We start from the raw sequence: 19,753 nt of genomic DNA on the forward strand, positions 1-19,753 counted from the left end.
AAAGTTTGATTATCAGCGCATCAGCCGTTCGTGACTTCCGCCGCTCGGCGCTCCCACTGATAGCGCACCGCCTGCTCGCCTGCAGGCTCCAATACCAGGTGTTGACCGGGCGCGACATCGAGCAACTGCCCTGCGAAGAGAAACAGGTCTTCGGCCTGCGCGTTGTCCGACACCGTTTGCGTGACCCACGCCTGGCCGCTGCACGCCAGCAATCTGAGCCGCATTGGCTCGCGGCTGCGCAGGCTCACTGCATTGCCCACGCGCAGCGTGTTCATCCGAAAGAAATCCACACGCTCGACGGTCTGGGATGGCGGAGAGGGTTGATGCGTGAATTGTTGCGCATTGAGAACATGAATGGTGGTCACTTCCGACTCCTTCTGCATATTGCAAATCGTTGGATATGCTGAGTATTTGACTCGCGGTGCTTTCCATCGTCCAATGAAATGAAACCCTTCGATAGATGCACAATTCGCATCAATCAAACCACCCCGTGACGATGAAGCCGAGCAAACCAGCCCCGACGAACACCCCCTCGCTGCCACCCACCCCGCCACCGATTGCGCATCTGCGCACAAGGCCTGTATCGGTGGGCAACTGGCGTGCGTTTCTGGCCGTGGCGCGCCACTTGAATTTCCGCGCGGCGGCGGATGAGCTGGCGCTTACCCAATCGGCCGTCAGCAGACAAATCCAGGCGCTGGAAGAGGAAGTCGGCGTTCCGCTGTTCCTGCGCCACACCCGCGCCGTCGAGCTGACCACCGCAGGCGGCCAACTTTTCCAGACGCTGACTCCGGCACTGGAGCGTCTGGACGCCGCCGTGCGCATGGTTCGCCAGAGCGCTGGCCGCAAGAATGTGGCGATCACCACTTGGGCGAGCTTTGCCTCGATGTGGCTGATTCCCCGGCTCGAAGATTTCCAGCGCAACTATCCCGACATCGACATCCGCATCGATGCGAGCGACAACCTCGTCGATCTGGATACCTCCGACGTTGACCTCGCCCTGCGTTCCAGCGTTCCCGGATCACAGCCTGCAGGTGCGCAGCGACTGTTCGGTGAACAGCTCTGTGTGGTGGCCAGCCCGTGGCTGCTCAAGAGCATGGAGGCCATTCGCACGCCCACCGACGTGGCGCGCTTCACGCTCATCGAAGCGGGCGACGCGCACCGCCTGCCCTATTTCGAGTGGATCACCTGGCGGCGCTGGTTCGAGGTCTATGGCGTCTCCCGACTGCAGCCCGCTCGCTGGCTGTATTTCAACTACGCGCAGCAGATCGTACAGTCCACCCTCGCCGGTCAGGGCCTCGCGCTCGCCCGCATGCCACTGGTGGCGGACGCTCTGGCCACGGGCGATCTCGTGGAAGTGCTGCCGGGCCACCGGCTCGACTCGCCGCTGGCGTACTGGCTGATCATTGGTCCCCGTAGCGCCCACCGACCCGAAGTGCAGGCGTTCTGTGCCTGGCTTCAGTTCCAGGCCAAGGCCACGCGGGAGGCGATCAGAGAAGTGCCCGACAGCGATTTGTTAGACGACATTTCCTGAACCCAAACTCTGATCAAATGGGTTGCCACCAACCGTTCCCGCTCCCGCTCGTGATTCATATCAATTGATATGTTTGCGGCAAGTCAAGTCGGCATCAAACTTGGTCGAAATACCTCGTAACACATACACACAATTTTTAAAACTTGCTGGCATCCTGCTTTCTTTTCCCATCGTAATTTGGAGGAAGCCGATGACACTGATGCCTTGGAGCGAGCAACTGGAACTTGGCATCGCCGAGATTGATACGCAGCACCGCGTCCTGGTGGATCTGGCCAATGCGTTACATGATGAAATCCACGGTGCCAGCCCACGCTGCGCCGTCATCGGGCAGATTCTCGAATCATTGGTGGATTACACGCACAACCACTTCATCATGGAAGAGGTTCTGTTCCACAAATATGGTTACGCTCAGGTAGATGCACATGAGGCCGAGCACAGCGGGTTCACTGGCAAGATCATGGATCTGCTGACCCGCTTCGAAGATGGTGACACCGTGGGGCAGGAAACGCTGGAAGTCCTCAAAGACTGGCTGACCCACCACATCTGCGTGGTGGATCGGGCCTACCTGCCATTCATGAGCGCGGCGCTTGCAAGCGAAGCAGCCGCCGAATCAGTCCCCGGCTGAACCGGGGAGCGCAACGCTCAAGCCAATGTCACTCTGGCAAACTTGCGCTTGCCGACCTGCAGCACGAAGGTGCCGGCCTCGACCTTCAAGCCCTTGTCGCTGACCACCGTGCCATCGATGCGCACGCCGCCGCCGTCGATCAGGCGGTTGGCTTCGCTGCTCGATGGGGCCAGATTGGCCTGTTTGAGCAGAGCACCGATGCCCAGCGGCGCGCCCGAAAGCTGCACTTCTGGAATGTCGTCGGGAATACCGCCCTTGGAGCGGTTGATGAAGTCCTGCTCAGCTGCCTCGGCCGCTGCACCGCTGTGGAAGCGCGCGGTGATTTCCTTGGCCAGCAGCACCTTGGCGTCCTTGGGATTGCGACCGCCCTCGATCTCGAGCTTGAGCGCGGCGATTTCCGACAGGCTCATGAAGGACAGCAGCGTGTACCAGTCCCACATCAGGTCGTCCGAGATTGACAGCACCTTGGCGAACATGGTGTTGGCGTCCTCGGTGATGCCGATGTAGTTGTTCTTGGACTTGGACATCTTGTTCTCGCCATCCAGCCCCACGAGCAGCGGCATGGTGAGCACACACTGCGACTCTTGCCCATACTCCGCCTGAAGATGGCGACCCATTAGCAGATTGAATTTCTGATCCGTGCCGCCGAGTTCCAGATCGGACTTCAGCGCCACCGAGTCATAGCCCTGCAACAGTGGGTAGAGGAATTCATGCAAGCTGATCGAACTGCCGTCGGTGAAGCGCTGGTGAAAGTCATTGCGCTCCATCATGCGGGCCACGGTGTACTTGGCCGACAGCTGGATCATGCCGCGCGCGCCGAGCTGGTCGCACCATTCGCTGTTGTAACGCAGCTCGGTCTTGCTCGGGTCGAGCACTTTGTAGGCCTGATCGCGGTAGGTTTCGGCGTTCAGCTTGATCTGCTCGGCAGTCAATGGCGGACGGGTGGTGTTGCGCCCGGATGGGTCACCAATCAGCGTAGTGAAGTCGCCGATCAGAAAGATGACGGTGTGGCCCAGATCCTGGAGCTGCCGCATCTTGTTCAAGACCACCGTATGGCCGATATGAATATCGGGCGCCGTGGGGTCCAGGCCAAGCTTGATGCGCAGTGGCTTGCCGGTCGCTTCGGAGCGTGCGAGCTTCTGGATCCAGTCCTCTTTCGGCAGGAGTTCTTCAACGCCGCGCAGAGTGATTTCGAGCGCCTGTCTGACACCGTCAGTGACCGGGTGTGATGTAACAGCTGAATGATTCATAAGGGTTTTTATGGGTGTCTGGTCAGACATGGTCGTTATACTTCTGCACTTCGATGCGGTGAAGGATTCTAGTAGGCTCGTCATATGACAGGTGCCCACTTCCTTGTAACTGCGCACCAGAATACTGCGATATCCCCCTGCATTCCCCTGTCTTTCAGCTGGTTTGCGCCCGGATATGCGCCAAAGCTCAGGGGTACGACTTTTGAAGCAAGGTTTAAATACCGCGTTCACGGCATTGGCCGAACGCCTTGTCCTATTAGCCCAGAATCATCCCAAGCGAATTGCGGCAGCCGTGGCTGCCGTTCTGCTGACCGGCGGCGGCGGTGCCTTTGCCGTGGCCAATCTGGGGCCGGACGCATCCGATCTGCCGATCCGCACCATCACCCACTCGGCGACTTCGCTGGCTGAAGACCAGCCGCTGTCGGCGCTGGTGGACATTCCAAGCTACTCACTCTATCGATCTGATACGACCCGCAGCAGCGACAGCGCCGAAAGCCTGCTGCAGCGCATGGGCGTGGCCGATCCGGCAGCTGCCGCCTTCCTGCGCACCAATGATCTGGTGCGCCAGAACCTGTTGGGTCGCGCCGGTCGCTCGGTCACGGCCGAAACCACCGACGATCACCGCCTCACCTTACTGACGGCGCGCTGGGCGCCTGACGAGAGCGGCAATTTCAAGCGCCTCGTGGTCAAGAACACCGGGGACGGCAAGTTCTCCTCCAATATCGAGACCGCTCCTCTGACCGTGGGCAGTCGCTTCGCCGGTGGCCTCATCCGCAATTCGCTCTTCGCGGCGACCGATGCATCGAACATTCCCGACGCGGTGGCCGTGCAGCTTGCCGATGTCTTCTCCAGCAACATCGACTTTCACCGCTCTCTGCGCAAGGATGACCGCTTCTCGGTCGTCTACGAAACGCTGGAAGCCGACGGCGAGCCGCTGCGCTCCGGTCGCGTGCTGAGTGCAGAGTTCCGCAACAACGGTAAGACCTACGACGCTGTCTGGTTCCAGGAAGCGGGCCGCTCCAAGGGCGCGTACTACACGCTCAACGGAGACAGCATGCAGCGTGCGTTCCTGACGTCGCCCGTCGAGTTCACCCGCATCAGCAGCGCCTTCTCGATGCGCCTGCACCCGATCCTCAAGACCTGGCGCGCCCACAACGGCACCGATCTGGCTGCCCCCACCGGCACCACCGTGCGCACGGTGAGCGACGGCGTCGTCACCTTCGCCGGTGTCCAGAACGGCTACGGCAACGTCATCTACATCAAGCACTCCGGCAATCAGGAGACGGTCTACGCCCACCTGAGCGCGATAGACGTCAAGCAAGGCCAGTCGGTCGAGCAGGGCCAGAAGATCGGCGCCGTGGGCTCCACCGGCTGGGCCACGGGTCCGCACCTGCACTACGAACTGCGCGTGAACGGCGAGCAGCGCGACCCGATGGCCAACGCCCTCGCGAGTGACGCGTCACGTCCGATCTCCAAGGCATCGCGCCCCGCGTTCGACCGCCTGGCAGAGAACATGCGCATCCAGCTGTCCTCGGCAGCCTTGCAGATGACGGCCCGCGCCGACTGACTCCACACCCAGCCCCTGTCGACGCGGAAGGAAGCCCATGACGACTGACCGCGACGATAGCCGTGCCCTGTTCATAGGCCTGATGTCCGGCACGTCGCTGGACGGCGTGGATGGTGTGCTGGTGGCCTTTTCAGCTGACGGCAAGCCCCAGCTCTGGCATCACGCCTCCAGCCCGTTCCCCGACGCTCTGCGCACCGAACTGCTGGCACTCAACACGAGTGGTGCCAACGAACTGCACCGGGCTGCTCTCGCTGCCAACGGTCTCGTACATGTCTATGCGCAGGTGGTGCGCAATCTGCTCAAGCAAGGCGGCCTCAAGGCCGGCGACATCACCGCCATCGGCGCGCACGGCCAGACCGTGCGTCATCGTCCGCAGGAATTCGATCACAACGGCTACACCCTGCAGCTCAACAACCCGGCCCTGCTGGCCGAGCTCAGCGGCAACACCGTCGTGGCGGATTTCCGCACGCGCGATGTCGCCGCGGGTGGACAGGGTGCACCGCTGGTGCCCGCCTTTCATGTGGGCGTGTTCGGCCGCACGGGAAAAACGGTCGCTGTGCTCAACCTCGGCGGCATTGCCAATCTGAGTGTGCTGCGCGCGGACGGCGGCGTACTCGGCTTTGACTGCGGCCCTGCTAACGCGCTCATGGACTACTGGTGTCACCAGCACACCGGCAAGTGGTACGACGCCAACGGCACCTGGGCCGCACAGGGCAAAGTCGTCGGCCCGCTGCTCGCCGCGCTGCTGCAGGAACCCTTTTTCGCACAGAATCCGCCCAAGAGTACGGGACGCGATCTGTTCAATCCCGACTGGCTGAAGCAAGGCCTCGCCAAGCACCCCGACGTCGACGCGCAGGACGTGCAGGCCACGCTCGCCGAGCTCACTGCCATCTCCTGTGCCGACGACCTCAAGCGCCTCGCGCCCGATGCCCGCGAGCTGATCGTCTGCGGCGGCGGCGCACTCAACCAACACCTTATGCAGCGCCTGCAGGCACACCTGCCCGGCGTGGTGGTGCAATCCTCTGCCGCCCACGGCATTGACCCACAACAGGTCGAAGCCGCCGCCTTCGCGTGGCTCGCACGCCAATGCCTGCTGGGCCAACCCGGCAATCTGGCCTCGGTCACCGGCGCACGCGGCCCGCGCGTGCTCGGCGCAATCTATCCTGCTTGAAAAGCGCCTCCCAGAAAACACAAAGCCGCCTTGAAAGGCGGCTTTTCAGTTTGGGGACCAGCACCCTGCCCGGCAATTACACCGAGAAGCTAGATCCGCAACCACAGGTCGTCGTAGCGTTCGGATTCTTGATCACGAACTGCGCGCCTTGCAGATCTTCCTTGTAATCGATTTCCGCGCCCAACAGATACTGGTAGCTCATCGCATCGATCAACAGCGACACGCCATTCTTGGTCATGGTGGTGTCGTCTTCGTTGGTGATTTCGTCAAACGTGAAACCATACTGGAAACCCGAGCAACCGCCGCCCTGCACGAACACGCGAAGCTTCAGGTCCGGATTGCCCTCCTCAGCGATAAGGTCCGCCACCTTGGCAGCGGCGCTGTCGGTGAAGACGATCGGTGCGGGCATTTCGGTCGTGGTAATGTTTTCTGCAACTGCGCTCATGGAATGAGACCCTCGTATGGAGATATATAGGGGAGATGCTACTGCAATGGGCGAGTAAATGCATCGGAAATGTGGTTTGACGCCAAGCTCGTTGTGGGCATTGAAATGAAAGCGGCCACAACGCAACCTCAGAGCGCCGCAGGCCAACGATCGACGAAGCGCAGCGAGCGCCCACCCCACTGACACAACGGGGAGATAGCCCCTCAGGCCAGGCGTCGAAGGCGCAGATCAGTACTCTCGTACGGCAAGCCTTCGCAACGGCGCATGAGGGGCTATATCACCGCCTCAAAACGACCTGCCAATCGAAGCCAAAGGCTTCGCAAAACAAACCCAAAAATACAAAAACCGCCCGAAGGCGGTTCTTGTGAGCAGCTGCCGAACCAAAGTCCGACAACAACAAGCAAATTAACGCTTGGAGAACTGCTTGGCGCGGCGTGCGGAGTGCAGACCGACCTTCTTACGCTCGACTTCACGTGCATCACGTGTGACAAAGCCAGCTTGGCTCAGCACAGGCTTCAGCGACGCGTCATAGTCGATCAGCGCGCGGGTGATGCCGTGACGTGTAGCGCCGGCTTGGCCGGATTCGCCACCACCGTGCACGTTCACTTGAATGTCGAAAGCTTCGACATTGTCGGTGAGCACCAGAGGCTGCTTAGCGATCATGATGGAGGTTTGACGGCCGAAGAACTGCTGAATGTCTTTGCCATTCACAGTGATCTTGCCGGAACCCTTCTTCAGAAACACGCGGGCGACGCTGGACTTGCGACGGCCTGTGCCATTGTTCCATTCACCAATCATTCACGGCTCCTTAGATTTCCAGCGCTTTAGGCTGCTGCGCGGTGTGCGGATGTTCGCCACCACCATACACCTTGAGCTTCTTGATCATGGCGTAGCCGAGTGGGCCCTTGGGCAACATGCCCTTGACAGCCTTCTCGAGTGCGCGGCCAGGATGCTTGGCTTGCAGGTCACGGAAGTTGGTAGCAGTGATGCCACCTGGGTAGCCGCTGTGACGGTAGTACACCTTGTCCAGGGACTTGGTGCCGGTCACTTTGAGCTTGGAAGCGTTGATGATGACGATGAAATCGCCGGTATCAACGTGAGGTGTGTAAATGGCTTTGTGCTTGCCGCGCAGACGGAGGGCAACTTCGCTGGCTACCCGTCCGAGCACCTTATCGGTGGCGTCAATCACAAACCACTCGTGCACAACCTCAGCGGGCTTTGCGCTGAAAGTAGTAGTCATGAGTTTCTCTTTTCAAGTGAGAAGTGGTTTGGGTGGTCCTTTTCCACGGTCGGTGCAACTCTGATGGAAGCCTCTTAGGTGGTATAGCCCTGAAGTTTGACCTTTCGGCGCATGCTCCAGAACCCTTTGCCGCGGGACCTATGAATCGCTGCAAAGCCAAGCATTATACAAATTCTGCGCCATGGTGCGCAAGCCGCGTGCATCGACGCGGTAAAACAACGCCCGCCTCGAAGGCTATTGGCTGTACATCTGGCGCTGGCGGCGCTCGTCGTCGCGCTTGCGCTTGCTCTCCACGCAGACCGGGTGACTCTCCATGCCCGCCTGCTGGCATTGATTGTGAACGCACATTGGCTTGGCAAGAAATCCGGCATTCGCACAGGCATCATCCGGATTCACGCGTTTGACAGGGGCTGCGTGAGAGGCCGGCGCTGCCGGAGCGGGTGCAGGAGCCGGGGCAGGTGTGGCCTGCACAGGTTCGTGCGCCACCGTCTCCACCGGCTTTTTCACAGGTGCGATCTTGGGCTTCTGCTCCTTGGCGGCCACGACCACGGGGGCGGCTGATGCCGCTGCCGTGCTTTCGCTCGCTGCCACGAAAGCCAGACGAGCCGCCTCGCTAGCCGCCGATGACGCCAATACAGGCGGCTCTGCCAGCTCGGTGATGATTTCCTCGTCCGGCGTCGGCACCACGACGGGCTGCTGCGCCACCTGCGGTTGCGCCGGTGCGGACTGGGTCATCAGATACCATGCCGCCACACCGCCCACCAGCACCATGAGTGCGGCAGACAGCATCAGCGTGCGGCGCGCCCCGCCCGAGCGGCCTGCAGTGGCCGCTCGCCTGCTGGATGGGGACTTGCTCTTGCCCAGAGAGGAAACCGAAGCGTTCTTGACGGATGAGCCAGAACGGCTCTTGCCAGGCGCGCCAATTGCGGTAGCGCCTGAAGCTCCGACCGCTGGCACATCCTGCGACTTGTCATTCGGATCGACGATTTTCGTGGGCTGAAACGGCTCGAACGGCTCGACCACCGAATCCTGAAAATCATCCATGGCACGAACCACCGTGTCCTGAAACTCCGTCTCGGGCGCCTCCCGTGGCGCGCTGCGGCGCTCGGAGCGAGCCTTTGCAGGCGACTCAGGCTTGTCAGAGCCTGGCACATGCAGCATGGTGACCAGATGATCGGTATTGCGGCGACTCGGCTCCGGATCTTTGGAAGGCGCACGAGCGACGTCGGTGGGCTCCGAGACGCCAGACTCGGCGGCGTCAGACAGCCCCAACAGGATCGACGCATCGTTGCGGTTTTGCGCCTTCGGGTCGATCCAGTTCTCGCCCAGATCGGCGCGAAAGTCGAATTTGTCCAGATTGGCCGGGGCTGTGGTCAGCCCCATTTGCTCCAGAAAAGCGTCCACCGTCCAGTGGCGATCGCGTGGCTGCAGCGAGAGCGCTTTGGTGATCGCGTCCACAAAAGGGGTCGAATACTCGATGCCAAACTGCTTGCGCACCGTGCGCGCCACACGGGCAAATGGCACCATGCGGTCGCGAATGGAGCGCAGCGTGGACGGCAGCGGCACGTCGTTGCAAATCACGCCGTAGATCACGGCGGCCAGCGAGTAGATGTCACTCCACGGACCGGGCTTGAACTCACCGTCCGAATCAGCGTATTGCTCGATCGGCGCATAGTTCACCTTGAGCACGGCCGTGTGCTTGCGGTCGCGGTCCTCGATGGCAAAGCGCGCTGCGCCCAGATCGAGCAGCACTGGTGGACCTTTGTCCTGCAAAAAAATGTTGTCCGGCGAGATATCCCGATGCAGCGTCTTGCCGTTGTGCAGCACGCGCAGCGCGTTGCAGACCGACCAGATCACCTTGCGCAGCCATTCCTCCGAGGGCGGCGTGCGCATGTGGATGCGCGCCTGCTTGAGCGTCATGCCGGCATACAGCGGCATCACCATGTAGGCGGTCTGGTTCGCCTCCCAGAAGCGGAACACCTTCACGAGCGAGGGATGATCGAACTGCGCGAGCAGCCGCGCCTCGTCGACAAAAGAGGCCAGGCCCGCCTGAAACGATGGTTCGTCCGACGAGGAACGGACCCACAGCGTGCGCCCGTTGGCGCGTGCCGCCAGCGTCGTCGGCATGTATTCCTTGATGGCGACGAAACGCAGCAGCGAATGGTCGAACGCCTGATACACCATCCCGAACCCACCCACGCCAAGCAGGCCCACGATCTCGAATTCCCCGAGGCGCGCACCCACGGGCAGTGCGTCGACATGGTCAACTGTGCTTGGAGGACGGGAGCCGGGAATTTCAGACATGGACGATCAGGAGGTGTGACGCATTGTCAAGAATATTCGAGTTTCAGAGGTTAGAGCATGTTTGCCAGACAGAGGGCGTTCACGCCGACACAAACGGCGAATTCTCATCTGAGTCTGCAAAATCCATACCCAAGTGAAAACCATGCTTTCGTGCTGGAAGCCACACATTTTGCAACGAACCGGCCTGCCTGCCTATTTCAACGGTTTTTCATGACATAAAACTTGCATTGGTACGCCGGGACGTAAACTCCAGCGATGTTCAGTTATCGACACGCCTTTCACGCAGGAAATCACGCCGATGTGCTCAAGCACACGGTGCTGATCAGCATCCTGCAATATCTCACGCAAAAAGAGACCGCGCTGACCGTGCTCGACACGCACGCCGGAGCCGGGCTGTATCGACTGGACAGCGAATTCTCCGAGACCAGTGGCGAGGCCGTCGGCGGCGTGCAGCGCCTGTTCGACGCCAAGGACCTCACGCCCGCCCTGCAGGCCTATGTGGACGTGATCCAGTCGTTCAACTCCGGCAACTCGCACAAGATCTACCCCGGATCGCCTTTCATCGCACAGAACCTGATGAGCGAACGCGATCGCGACCGCCTCAAGCTGTTCGAACTGCACCCCACCGACACCCGCACGCTCAAGGCCAACGTGGCCCAGCTCGAAGCGGGCCGCCTGATCGCCGTGCTGCAGGAAGACGGTTTCGAAGGCATCAAGAAATTCCTGCCACCACCGGCCAAGCGCGCGCTGGTGCTGTGTGATCCCAGCTACGAGCTCAAGACTGACTACGGCCGCGTGCTCGACATGGTGGATGATTCGCTCAAGCGCTTCCCGACGGGCGTCTACGCCGTCTGGTATCCGATCATCCCGCGACCCGAGGCGCATGATCTGCCGCGCCGCTTGAAGACCATGGCGGTCAAGGCTGGCAAGTCCTGGCTGCATGCCACGCTGACCGTCAAGTCCAGCAAGTTGAGCGGCGTCGCCCTGGGCGAGAAGCGCCCCGGCCTGCCCGCGAGCGGCATGTTCGTGATCAACCCGCCATTCACCCTCAACGCCGAGATGCAGAAGGCACTGCCGCAGATGGTCGAGTTGCTCGCCCAGGACCGCAACGCAACACACTCGCTTGAATCAGGCGGCTGATCAGGCAGCGCCGCAAGCGGCATCAGCGTTTGCGTGTCGATTTCGTCGACGCTTTGGCCTTGTTGACCGCCGCGTTAGACACGGCCTTGCCCGGAGCTTGATTTTTAGCTTTGCGCGTGGAACGTTCCGATGCCTTGCGGGCCGCGCCGGTTGCCGATGCGCTGACTTCGGCAACAGGCATGCGGGAAACAACCCGCTTGCCGCTACGTGCACCCTGTGAATCGGCCGTCTGCAACTCATCCGGACACGCATCACTGCCCTTGTGCAGCTTCCATAACTCCACCTGCTTGAGGCCCAGGCCCTGAATGCCCAGCTCCTGCGCGGCAGCTTGACTCAGGTCGATCACACGCCCCGGCGCAAACGGTCCGCGATCATTGATGCGAACTTTCACGGTCTTTCCCGTGGAAAGGTTGCGAACGCACAGCCTGGAGCCAAACGGCAGCGTGCGATGCGCAGCCGTCATCTCATCGCGATCAAAGCGCTCGCCGTTGGCCGTGAGCCTCCCATGGAACTGCCCGCCGTACCAAGAGGCCAAGCCCCTGTCGATGAGCACGCCGGATATGGACGAGTCCCCATCATCGCCGTCATCTTCATCATCTTCACGCGGCTTGGTCGCCAGACGATCCGCAGGGGGACGCAAACCTGCCCCATAAGCAGTGACGCCTTCGCCGCTTTCTGGCTCACCTGGATACGGCGTCACACTGCCCCTGTTGACTTCGACTGCCGCAGGTGGACCGCTCCAACTGCGCTCCAACCGATTGCGTCGCAGTGACACCGGTGGTGCAGTGTCTTGTGCCACTGCTGGCGCCGATGACGAATGCGCACTGGCATCGGCTTTGGCGTGAGCCGCTGTGTCCTTGCCATCATCAACTGTGGATTGCGCCGCGCAGCCCGCAAGCAATACACCCAGCAACAAGCTGCCGCACGCCTTGACGAGACGGTGGGTTGACGTGGGCGCGCTGATCGCGATGGGTGGTGGGATTTTCTTCCGGTCGGCGCTGATCATTCACATCGCCCGGAAATTGATTGGATTTGGATGAGATTGGCGGGCGTCATTACCCGCAAGCATACGATTAGTCTTTGCGCTTGGTCTAACTTTACATACATCCCAGAATCGAGCTCTCTGAGGCACCCGAAGTTCCCCACGCCTGCTTTTCCCCTCTGAAAAGCAGGCGATCTGTACCGATGATTTGGATGATTCGGTTACGACTGGAGGCGGCTCTTGCCACTCGTTTGCAGACATTGCAAAGAGTGAAAAAAGAAAGTGATTGTCACTCGAACCAACATCCACGCCAGGGCCCTCGGCGTGGAATTTGCGTCAAAGCATCAGATGGAGAAATTGGAGACGCAAAACGCGTACCGATGCACACGCCCGCGATGAATCACGAGACCTACCCTCCCATCGCGCGGCATTGTGCAAAGTGATGTGCACGCGAGGTGCGGCACACCTCAAACGCCGATGCGCTTGCAGAGTTCCAGCGTCGCGGCGCTCTGGTTCATCGTGTAGAAGTGAATGCTGGGCGCACCACCCTGAATCAATTGCTCGCACAGATTCGCGATCACATCGAGACCAAACGCGCGGATGCTGTCGATGTCATCACCGTAGCCCTGCAGGCGCAAGCGAATCCAGCGCGGAATCTCGGCGCCGCAGGCATCCGAGAAGCGCATGAGCTGCGAAGCCCCCAGAATTGGCATGATGCCCGGCACGACGGGCACATCAACGCCGAGCTTGCGCGTGTCGTCGACGAAGCGGAAATACGCATCGGCGTTGAAGAAATACTGCGTGATCGCCGAGTTCGCACCCGCCTTCACCTTGGTGACATAGGCCTGCAGATCGGCATCGGCAGAACGTGCCTGCGGATGCACTTCCGGATAGGCCGCTACTTCGATGTGGAAGTAGTCACCTGTCTCCTCACGGATGAAGGACACCAGATCGCTCGCGTAGTGGAACTCGCCACCCATGCCATAGCCGCTGGGCAGATCACCGCGCAACGCGACGAGGCGACGCACGCCCATCACCTTCAAAAGGGCGAGTTGCTCGCGCACGCTGTCACGCGTGGCACCGATGCACGAAAAATGCGACGCTGCATCCACACCTTCGGCCAGAATTTCCTTGACTGCATTGAAGGTGCCTTCCTGCGTGGAACCGCCCGCACCGTAGGTCACCGAGCAGAACTCGGGCTTGCGCTCGTATAGCTGCGCGCGCACGGTGCGCAGCTTCTGCGCGCCCTCGGGCGTCTTGGGCGGGAAAAATTCAAAACTGACCGGCAGCTTGTTCTGATTCTGGCTCTTGGTCACTTCCCTCTCCTCGCAAAAACAAAAAACTCACGGTTGCCGTCGCCACCTTCGATGGTGCTGTCCAGCCACTGATCGATCGTCAGCCCGATCGAGGCGCAACATTCTCGAATGCGCTTCTCGACCTCCACATACAGCGCCGGATCGCGCACGATGCCGCCCTTTCCGACCTGGCCCGGCTGCAGTTCGAACTGCGGCTTGACCAGCATGAGCAGCCTTGCATCTGCCGTCATCAACGACACCAGCGCGGGAAGAATCAGCGTGAGCGAGATGAATGACACGTCGCCGGTGATGATGTCAAACACCGGCGTGATATCGACCTTCTCAGTACCCTTGCGACGCTTGCGTTCGACGGGCATCGAACCATCGACCTTCGCCTTGGCTTTGGCAGCGCGCTCGGACTTGAATTCCTCGATGTCCTGCTCCTTGGCATCGTCGCTGTCGTCGTATTCGTCGTCGACCATGCCGCCGTTGCGCATCCAGGCATAGGGCGCGGTGGGCTGGGTGTCGTTGTCTTCCACCTCCTCGACCACCTCACTGAGTGCCTCATCGCAGGCATCCCGCAGCGATTCAGGCGTCACGGAACGGGCGTTCAGGCCTTCGACGCACACGACGCGCGGATCATTGCGCAGGCGCTCATGCAATTGCGCATGGCCCACATCGATGCCGATCACCTGCGCAGCGTTCTGCTGCAGCAAGCAGTCGGTGAAGCCGCCCGTGCTCTGCCCCACATCGAGACAGCGCAGCCCCGCCACCTTCAGGCCCGTGGCAGTCAGTGCGCCTTCCAGCTTGAGGCCGCCGCGCGAGATGTACTTTGCCTCCGCCGCGTCCAGCAGCTGCACCTCGGCCATCTCGGGAATATCGTCACCATTCTTGGCCACCTTGTTCCAAGGCAGGCCCGGGGCGAGGCGCCATTCAACACCTGCAGCGATCAACCGCTGAGCCTGCGAACGCGTGGTGGCATGGGCTTTTTCTACGAGGTAAACATCTGCGCGCATGGCGCCTCCGAACTGAAAACTATCACTGTGTCTAGCTCCCTCGCCCCCCTTGGGGGGAGGGAGAAAAACCGCCGTCGATTAATAGCGGTATGTGTCTGGCTTGTAGGGGCCAGTCTTCGCCACGCCGATGTAAGCGGCTTGGTCGTCCGTCAGTTCGGTCAGCATTGCGCCCACCTTCTTCAGGTGCAGACGCGCCACCTTTTCGTCCAGAATCTTCGGCAGCACGTATACCTTGCCGACTTCATACGCGTCAGGCTTGGTGAACAGCTCGATCTGGGCGATGGTCTGGTTCGCGAACGACGACGACATCACGAAGCTGGGGTGACCCGTGGCGCAACCCAGGTTCACCAGACGGCCCTTGGCCAACAGGGTGATCTTCTTGCCGTCAGGGAAAGTGATCTGGTCGACTTGCGGCTTCACCTCTTCCCATTCGTACTTCTCGATCGAAGCCACATCGATTTCGTTGTCGAAGTGACCGATGTTGCAGACGATGGCCTGATCCTTCATCGCAGCCATGTGTTCGTGGCGGATGATGTCCTTGTTGCCGGTGGTGGTCACGAAGATGTCGGCCTTGTCGGCTGCGTACTCCATAGTCACAACCTTGTAGCCTTCCATGGCGGCTTGCAGGGCGTTGATCGGATCGATTTCAGTGACCCAGACTTGTGCAGACAGAGCGCGCAGAGCCTGCGCCGAACCCTTGCCCACGTCGCCGTAGCCAGCCACGCAAGCGACCTTGCCAGCGATCATCACGTCGGTAGCGCGCTTGATGCCGTCCACCAGCGATTCGCGGCAGCCGTAGAGGTTGTCGAACTTGGACTTGGTCACCGAGTCGTTCACGTTGATCGCGCGGAACAGCAGCGTGCCCTTGGCGGACATTTCGTTCAGACGGTGCACGCCGGTCGTGGTTTCTTCGGTCACGCCCATGATCTGAGCGCCCTTGCGGCTGTACCAGGTGCCGTCAATGGCCAGCTTGGCCTTGATGGCAGCGAACACGATGCGCTCTTCTTCGCTCGTTGGGTTGGCCAGAACGGACAGGTCCTTCTCGGCCTTCTTGCCCAGATGCATCAGCATGGTGGCATCGCCGCCGTCGTCCAGAATCATGTTCGGGCCTTCGCCTTCAGTGCCCTTGGCGCCGAATTCGAAGATGCTGTGGGTGTAATCCCAGTAGTCTTCCAGCGACTCGCCCTTGATGGCGTACACAGGCGTGCCGGTGGCAGCGATGGCGGCAGCGGCATGGTCCTGTGTGGAGAAGATGTTGCACGAAGCCCAGCGCACATCAGCGCCCAGAGCCTTCAGGGTTTCGATCAGCACGGCCGTTTGAATGGTCATGTGCAGCGAACCGGTGATGCGTGCGCCCTTCAGGGGCTGCGCCTTCGCGAATTCTTCGCGAATGGCCATCAGGCCGGGCATTTCGGTTTCGGCAATGCGAATTTCCTTGCGGCCCCAGTCAGCCAGCGAAATGTCCGCAATGGCGCGGTCTTGTGTCTTGGTGTCCATGGTTTGCTTTCTCCACTCGAGAATTTCAAAAACCACGTTCTGGGGGAGCAAAAGGGGGATTGCATCGCACCGCACAGAAAGCGTGGGCGAGCGTCGTTGCCAAAGTGTTGATCCGAGCCTCACGCCTGACTGGCGCTGCAACGCTCCTCGGAAAACGCGAATTATACGGGAAGGCAGTGCATCAGTGGCTCAACCCCACGAGCCGGTAACCCACCTGAAGCTCGGTGATCAGATGCCGGGGCTGGGCCGGATCGTGCTCGATCTTCTGGCGCAGATTGGCCATGTGCACGCGCAGGTAATGCGCGCGGTCGAGGTACTCCGGTCCCCAGACCTGCAGCAGCAACTGGCGGTGCGTGAGCACCTTGCCCTGCCCGCCGATCAACGCAGTGAGCAGGCGGAACTCGATGGGCGTGAGATGCACCTCCTCGCCCCCGCTCATCACCTCATGCGTCGCGAGATCGACCTGCACATCGCCGAACTGCACGCGGCTCGTGGGCGCGCCGCCCTTGCCCGCCGCCACCTGTTGCGCACGGCGCAGCAGCACACGCAGCCGTGCCATCAGCTCGGGCACGCCGAAGGGCTTGGTCAGGTAGTCGTCCGCGCCCGCGTCGAGCGCGGCCACCTTGTCCTCTTCGCGCTCGCGTGCCGACAGCACCAGCACCGGCACGGCAGACCATGAGCGCAGCTCGGTGATCACGCTCTTGCCATCGGCATCGGGCAAACCCAGATCGAGCACCACCGCATCGGGCTGGCGACTGGCCGCCTCGATCAGTCCGCGCTTGGCGGTATCGGCCTCGAACACCTGCCAGCCCTCGTCTTCGAGCGCCAGCCGCACAAAGCGGCGAATGCCCGAGTCGTCTTCGACGAGCAGGATGCGGGGCGTGGCTTGGTTCATGGCGGGCAATGCGGAACTGAAAAATGAAAACGGAAAGGCGTTGACAGAATTATGGTGCCAGCGAAGGTGCGAGCGGCACATCGTCCATCGCGGGCGGCACCTCCAGCGGAATGCGGATGGTGAACACCGTTCCCGGCCCGGGCACAGCGGGCTCCACATCGATGTCGCCGCCATGCGCCTGTACGATGCGCTGCGCGAGCGTGAGTCCAAGGCCGATGCCCGAGACCGTCGACTCCGCCGCGCCGCGCGTGAACGGCTCGAACACCTCCTGCGGATTCATGTGCGCAGGCAGCCCCGGCCCGCCGTCCTCAACGCTGAGCAGCAGTTGCGACGCACCGGTACGTGCCCACACGCGGATCGGTGTTCCGGCAGGTGTGTACTTGATCGCGTTATCGACCAGATTTACCAGCACGCGCTCCATCAGCACCGCATCAAGCCGCACCATCGGCATGCCGGGCTCGAGCTCTGTCTTGACCGGATGCTCCACCAGACGATCACGCAACTGGTGCAGCGCGCTGCCAATCACATCCTCCACCGGCCACCATTCGCGCCTGAGATGCACGCCGCCCTGCTGCAGCCGCGCCATTGCGAGCAGGTTGTCAACGAGCTGCTGCATCGACACCGCCTGCCGCTGGATCTGCCGCACCATGTCGAACGTGACGCCGGAACTCGCATGGCGCTGCGCCACCTCCGCCGCGCCAAGGATTGAGGTGAGCGGCGTGCGCAGATCGTGCGACACGGCGGACAGCAGCGTATTGCGCATGCGCTCGCCCTCCATCGCAATCTGCGTCTGTTGCGCGATCTCGACGAAATGCACCCGCTCCAGCGCCAGCGCGATCTGGCTCGCGCAGGCCTGCAACAGGCGCTGCTCTTCGGGCACCTCGAGCCGCTCGGGTGAACGCAGCTCAAGCACCAGCACGCCGCGCCCGCGCACCGGCGCAAGCAACGGCACATAGAGCGCGTTAGCCGCCGCGAGCGTGTCCGTGCCGCGCCCGGCCATCTGCCCATGCTCCATCGCCCAGCGCGCAAGGCTTGCGTCCATGCTGCTCGCGCTGCCGGGCACGGCGTTGAGCTTTTCATCAAGATCGGGGAGCAGCAATCCGGCCTTGGCGTCGAACACGCCCGACACGGTTCTGAGCGCAATCTCCGAGATCTGATCCTGCGTGAGCGCCCCGGACAGATCACGCGCCAGACGCGCCAGCGCACCGGCGCGGCGTTCGCGCTCAGCCGCCACCTGCGCCTCGTGCCGCAGCCGCGCCATAAGCTGCCCACACACCAGGGCCACGCCCAGCATCAGCGCGAAGGTGAACAGGTACTGCGTGTCCGCGATGTTGAACGAGCCGCGCGGCTGCACAAAGAAGAAATCAAAACAAAGCACCGCCAACAGCGCCGCCCATGCCCCCGGCCCACGCCCCCAGCGCAGCGCCGACAGCACGACGATGAGCAGGAACAACATCACCACATTCGCGGGATCGAAAATCTGCAACAGCAACTCGGCCACCAACGTGCCCGCAAAACAGGCAGCGGTGGCCCCCATGTATCCGGTCCAGCGCACTGGCGTGCGGCGCGTGCCGGGCGCGGTCGCAGTCGCGGCCGCAGTCACCAATGGCTCGGCCTGAACCCGCGTGGAAAGCACCAGCACATCGAGCCCTGAGTCAAGCCGCGCGATGCGGTCCGGCATGCTGCGCGCAAACCAGCGCACGGGCGACCACGCGGCGAGCGGCACCTGCGCCAGCACCAGATGGCTGGCGTTGCGCTCGCGCGCAAAATTCACCAGCGCCTCGGCTACATCGGCACCGGGAATGGTAGCCGTCTCGGCACCCAATCTGGCAGCCAGCGCCAGCGTCTTGAGCACGGCGGCCTGTGCGCTTCGCGGGCGGTGTTGGCGCTGCGGCGCGTCTACGTAAACAACCACCCAGTCTGCTTCGAGCCGCCGCGCCAACCTCGCTACCTGCCGCACCAGCGCGTCGTCCCCGGCACGTCCGCCCACTCCCACCAGGAGCCGCTCTCGCGTGGGCCAGACATTGCCGATGGAACGCTCGCGCCGGTAATCACGCATGTCGTCATCCACGCGATCGGCCGTGCGGCGCAGCGCCAGCTCGCGCAATGCGAGCAGGTTGCCGCGCCGGAAAAAATGCTGTGATGCGCGCTCGGCCTGCTCGAGCTGGTAGACCTTGCCCTCCTTGAGCCGCCGAAGCAGCTCGTCGGGCGAGATGTCCACCATCACCACTTCATCGGCATCATCAAAAATCTGATCGGGCACGGTCTCCCGCACCTTGATGCCGACAATGCCGCTCACCACATCGTTCAGGCTCTCCAGATGCTGGACATTGAGCGTGGTCCACACGTCGATGCCCGCATCGAGCAGCTCGTCCACATCCATCCAGCGCTTGGGATGGCGCGAACCCGGCGCATTGCTATGCGCAAGTTCGTCAAGCAGCAGCACCTCGGGGTGCCACGCCAGCGCCGCATCGATGTCGAACTCCTTGAGCTGCTTACCCTGATACTGAACATCGGCCAGCGGCAGCTGCTCCAGGTTGTGCAGCTGCTGAGCGGTTTCCGAGCGGCCATGCGTTTCCACCAGCCCCACGAGCACCGAGCGCCCCGCCTGCTTCTCGCGCTGCGCGGCCGAGAGCATGGCGTAGGTCTTGCCCACGCCTGCGTTCGATCCAAAGTAGATCCGCAGCTTGCCGCGATGCGCGCTCGCCTGCTCCTGCTGCAGTCGCGCTACCAGCGCATCGGGGTCGGGACGCGAATCGTCGGGATCATGATGAGCGCTGGATGGGTTGGGCATA

General features: G+C 61.7%; 17 protein-coding genes and 1 riboswitch. Of the genes, 5 read left to right on the top strand and 12 right to left on the bottom strand.

Features of this window, described 5'->3' with window-relative positions:
- Window positions 1–20: 20 nt before the first annotated feature.
- Window positions 21–365: a DUF2917 domain-containing protein gene (locus G7047_RS18670; RefSeq protein ID WP_166308711.1), complete on the bottom strand. Its 345-nt coding sequence runs from the start codon at window positions 363–365 to the stop codon at window positions 21–23.
- Between the two features lie 131 nt (window positions 366–496).
- On the opposite strand from G7047_RS18670, the gene G7047_RS18675 reads away from it, so the two are divergent.
- Together G7047_RS18675 and G7047_RS18680 are read left to right on the top strand one after the other, a co-directional pair.
- Complete coding sequence (locus G7047_RS18675; RefSeq protein ID WP_166312147.1) at window positions 497–1,531, top strand: LysR substrate-binding domain-containing protein; 1,035 nt, start codon at window positions 497–499, stop codon at window positions 1,529–1,531.
- Window positions 1,532–1,721: 190 nt separating this feature from the next.
- Window positions 1,722–2,156 (top strand): bacteriohemerythrin, encoded by a 435-nt coding sequence (locus tag G7047_RS18680; protein WP_166308714.1) that lies wholly within the window; start codon window positions 1,722–1,724, stop codon window positions 2,154–2,156.
- A 17-nt stretch (window positions 2,157–2,173) separates the two neighbouring features.
- Here the strand turns inward: G7047_RS18680 and tyrS are convergent, their stop codons facing one another.
- The gene (gene tyrS, locus G7047_RS18685; RefSeq protein ID WP_166308717.1) at window positions 2,174–3,406 is read right to left on the bottom strand and encodes a tyrosine--tRNA ligase; all 1,233 of its coding nucleotides are present in this window, start codon (window positions 3,404–3,406) and stop codon (window positions 2,174–2,176) included.
- Window positions 3,407–3,608: 202 nt separating this feature from the next.
- On the opposite strand from tyrS, the gene G7047_RS18690 reads away from it, so the two are divergent.
- On the top strand, window positions 3,609–4,973 hold the full coding sequence (locus tag G7047_RS18690; RefSeq protein ID WP_371813804.1) for a peptidoglycan DD-metalloendopeptidase family protein: 1,365 nt from the start codon (window positions 3,609–3,611) through the stop codon (window positions 4,971–4,973).
- Between the two features lie 37 nt (window positions 4,974–5,010).
- The gene (locus G7047_RS18695) at window positions 5,011–6,144 is read left to right on the top strand and encodes an anhydro-N-acetylmuramic acid kinase (RefSeq protein ID WP_166308723.1); all 1,134 of its coding nucleotides are present in this window, start codon (window positions 5,011–5,013) and stop codon (window positions 6,142–6,144) included.
- 76 nt (window positions 6,145–6,220) lie between these two features.
- On the opposite strand, the gene erpA is transcribed toward G7047_RS18695, so the two are convergent.
- The 4 genes from erpA to G7047_RS18715 form a co-directional block, all read right to left on the bottom strand.
- Window positions 6,221–6,589, bottom strand: coding sequence for an iron-sulfur cluster insertion protein ErpA (erpA, locus tag G7047_RS18700; RefSeq protein ID WP_166308726.1), 369 nt, complete (start codon window positions 6,587–6,589; stop codon window positions 6,221–6,223).
- A gap of 405 nt (window positions 6,590–6,994) precedes the next feature.
- Complete coding sequence (rpsI, locus tag G7047_RS18705) at window positions 6,995–7,387, bottom strand: 30S ribosomal protein S9 (protein ID WP_166308729.1); 393 nt, start codon at window positions 7,385–7,387, stop codon at window positions 6,995–6,997.
- A gap of 10 nt (window positions 7,388–7,397) precedes the next feature.
- A complete protein-coding gene (gene rplM, locus G7047_RS18710; protein WP_166308732.1) occupies window positions 7,398–7,829 on the bottom strand; it encodes a 50S ribosomal protein L13 in 432 nt (143 codons plus the stop codon).
- Window positions 7,830–8,063: 234 nt separating this feature from the next.
- On the bottom strand, window positions 8,064–10,133 hold the full coding sequence (locus tag G7047_RS18715) for a serine/threonine-protein kinase (RefSeq protein ID WP_166308735.1): 2,070 nt from the start codon (window positions 10,131–10,133) through the stop codon (window positions 8,064–8,066).
- 255 nt (window positions 10,134–10,388) lie between these two features.
- On the opposite strand from G7047_RS18715, the gene G7047_RS18720 reads away from it, so the two are divergent.
- Window positions 10,389–11,273 (top strand): 23S rRNA (adenine(2030)-N(6))-methyltransferase RlmJ, encoded by an 885-nt coding sequence (locus G7047_RS18720; protein ID WP_166308738.1) that lies wholly within the window; start codon window positions 10,389–10,391, stop codon window positions 11,271–11,273.
- Between the two features lie 22 nt (window positions 11,274–11,295).
- Here the strand turns inward: G7047_RS18720 and G7047_RS18725 are convergent, their stop codons facing one another.
- From G7047_RS18725 to G7047_RS18750, 6 genes are all read right to left on the bottom strand, one after another.
- On the bottom strand, window positions 11,296–12,279 hold the full coding sequence (locus G7047_RS18725) for a septal ring lytic transglycosylase RlpA family protein (protein WP_166308741.1): 984 nt from the start codon (window positions 12,277–12,279) through the stop codon (window positions 11,296–11,298).
- Window positions 12,280–12,722: 443 nt separating this feature from the next.
- A complete protein-coding gene (gene metF, locus G7047_RS18730) occupies window positions 12,723–13,571 on the bottom strand; it encodes a methylenetetrahydrofolate reductase [NAD(P)H] (RefSeq protein WP_166308744.1) in 849 nt (282 codons plus the stop codon).
- Window positions 13,568–14,566: a TlyA family RNA methyltransferase gene (locus G7047_RS18735; protein ID WP_166308747.1), complete on the bottom strand. Its 999-nt coding sequence runs from the start codon at window positions 14,564–14,566 to the stop codon at window positions 13,568–13,570. Before G7047_RS18735 ends, metF begins: the two co-directional genes overlap by 4 nt.
- 78 nt (window positions 14,567–14,644) lie before the next feature.
- On the bottom strand, window positions 14,645–16,063 hold the full coding sequence (gene ahcY, locus G7047_RS18740; protein ID WP_166308750.1) for an adenosylhomocysteinase: 1,419 nt from the start codon (window positions 16,061–16,063) through the stop codon (window positions 14,645–14,647).
- Between the two features lie 81 nt (window positions 16,064–16,144).
- Window positions 16,145–16,218: riboswitch (S-adenosyl-L-homocysteine riboswitch) on the bottom strand.
- A 26-nt stretch (window positions 16,219–16,244) separates the two neighbouring features.
- A complete protein-coding gene (kdpE, locus tag G7047_RS18745) occupies window positions 16,245–16,958 on the bottom strand; it encodes a two-component system response regulator KdpE (RefSeq protein ID WP_166308753.1) in 714 nt (237 codons plus the stop codon).
- Window positions 16,959–17,007: 49 nt separating this feature from the next.
- Entirely contained in the window at window positions 17,008–19,752 is a 2,745-nt protein-coding gene (locus tag G7047_RS18750; protein ID WP_166308756.1) for a sensor histidine kinase KdpD, read from the bottom strand.
- Window position 19,753 lies beyond the last annotated feature (1 nt).

Origin of the sequence: Diaphorobacter sp. HDW4A (assembly GCF_011305995.1) — a bacterium.
Taxonomy (GTDB): domain Bacteria; phylum Pseudomonadota; class Gammaproteobacteria; order Burkholderiales; family Burkholderiaceae_C; genus Diaphorobacter_A.

Coding starts and splice junctions, on each gene's coding strand:
- G7047_RS18675 (WP_166312147.1), top strand. CDS start 497: ATGAAGCCGAGCAAACCAGCCCCGACGAACACCCCCTCGCTGCCACCC.
- G7047_RS18680 (WP_166308714.1), top strand. CDS start 1,722: ATGACACTGATGCCTTGGAGCGAGCAACTGGAACTTGGCATCGCCGAG.
- tyrS (WP_166308717.1), bottom strand. CDS start 3,406: ATGAATCATTCAGCTGTTACATCACACCCGGTCACTGACGGTGTCAGA.
- G7047_RS18695 (WP_166308723.1), top strand. CDS start 5,011: ATGACGACTGACCGCGACGATAGCCGTGCCCTGTTCATAGGCCTGATG.
- erpA (WP_166308726.1), bottom strand. CDS start 6,589: ATGAGCGCAGTTGCAGAAAACATTACCACGACCGAAATGCCCGCACCG.
- rpsI (WP_166308729.1), bottom strand. CDS start 7,387: ATGATTGGTGAATGGAACAATGGCACAGGCCGTCGCAAGTCCAGCGTC.
- rplM (WP_166308732.1), bottom strand. CDS start 7,829: ATGACTACTACTTTCAGCGCAAAGCCCGCTGAGGTTGTGCACGAGTGG.
- G7047_RS18715 (WP_166308735.1), bottom strand. CDS start 10,133: ATGTCTGAAATTCCCGGCTCCCGTCCTCCAAGCACAGTTGACCATGTC.
- G7047_RS18720 (WP_166308738.1), top strand. CDS start 10,389: ATGTTCAGTTATCGACACGCCTTTCACGCAGGAAATCACGCCGATGTG.
- G7047_RS18725 (WP_166308741.1), bottom strand. CDS start 12,279: ATGATCAGCGCCGACCGGAAGAAAATCCCACCACCCATCGCGATCAGC.
- G7047_RS18735 (WP_166308747.1), bottom strand. CDS start 14,566: ATGCGCGCAGATGTTTACCTCGTAGAAAAAGCCCATGCCACCACGCGT.
- ahcY (WP_166308750.1), bottom strand. CDS start 16,063: ATGGACACCAAGACACAAGACCGCGCCATTGCGGACATTTCGCTGGCT.
- kdpE (WP_166308753.1), bottom strand. CDS start 16,958: ATGAACCAAGCCACGCCCCGCATCCTGCTCGTCGAAGACGACTCGGGC.
- G7047_RS18750 (WP_166308756.1), bottom strand. CDS start 19,752: ATGCCCAACCCATCCAGCGCTCATCATGATCCCGACGATTCGCGTCCC.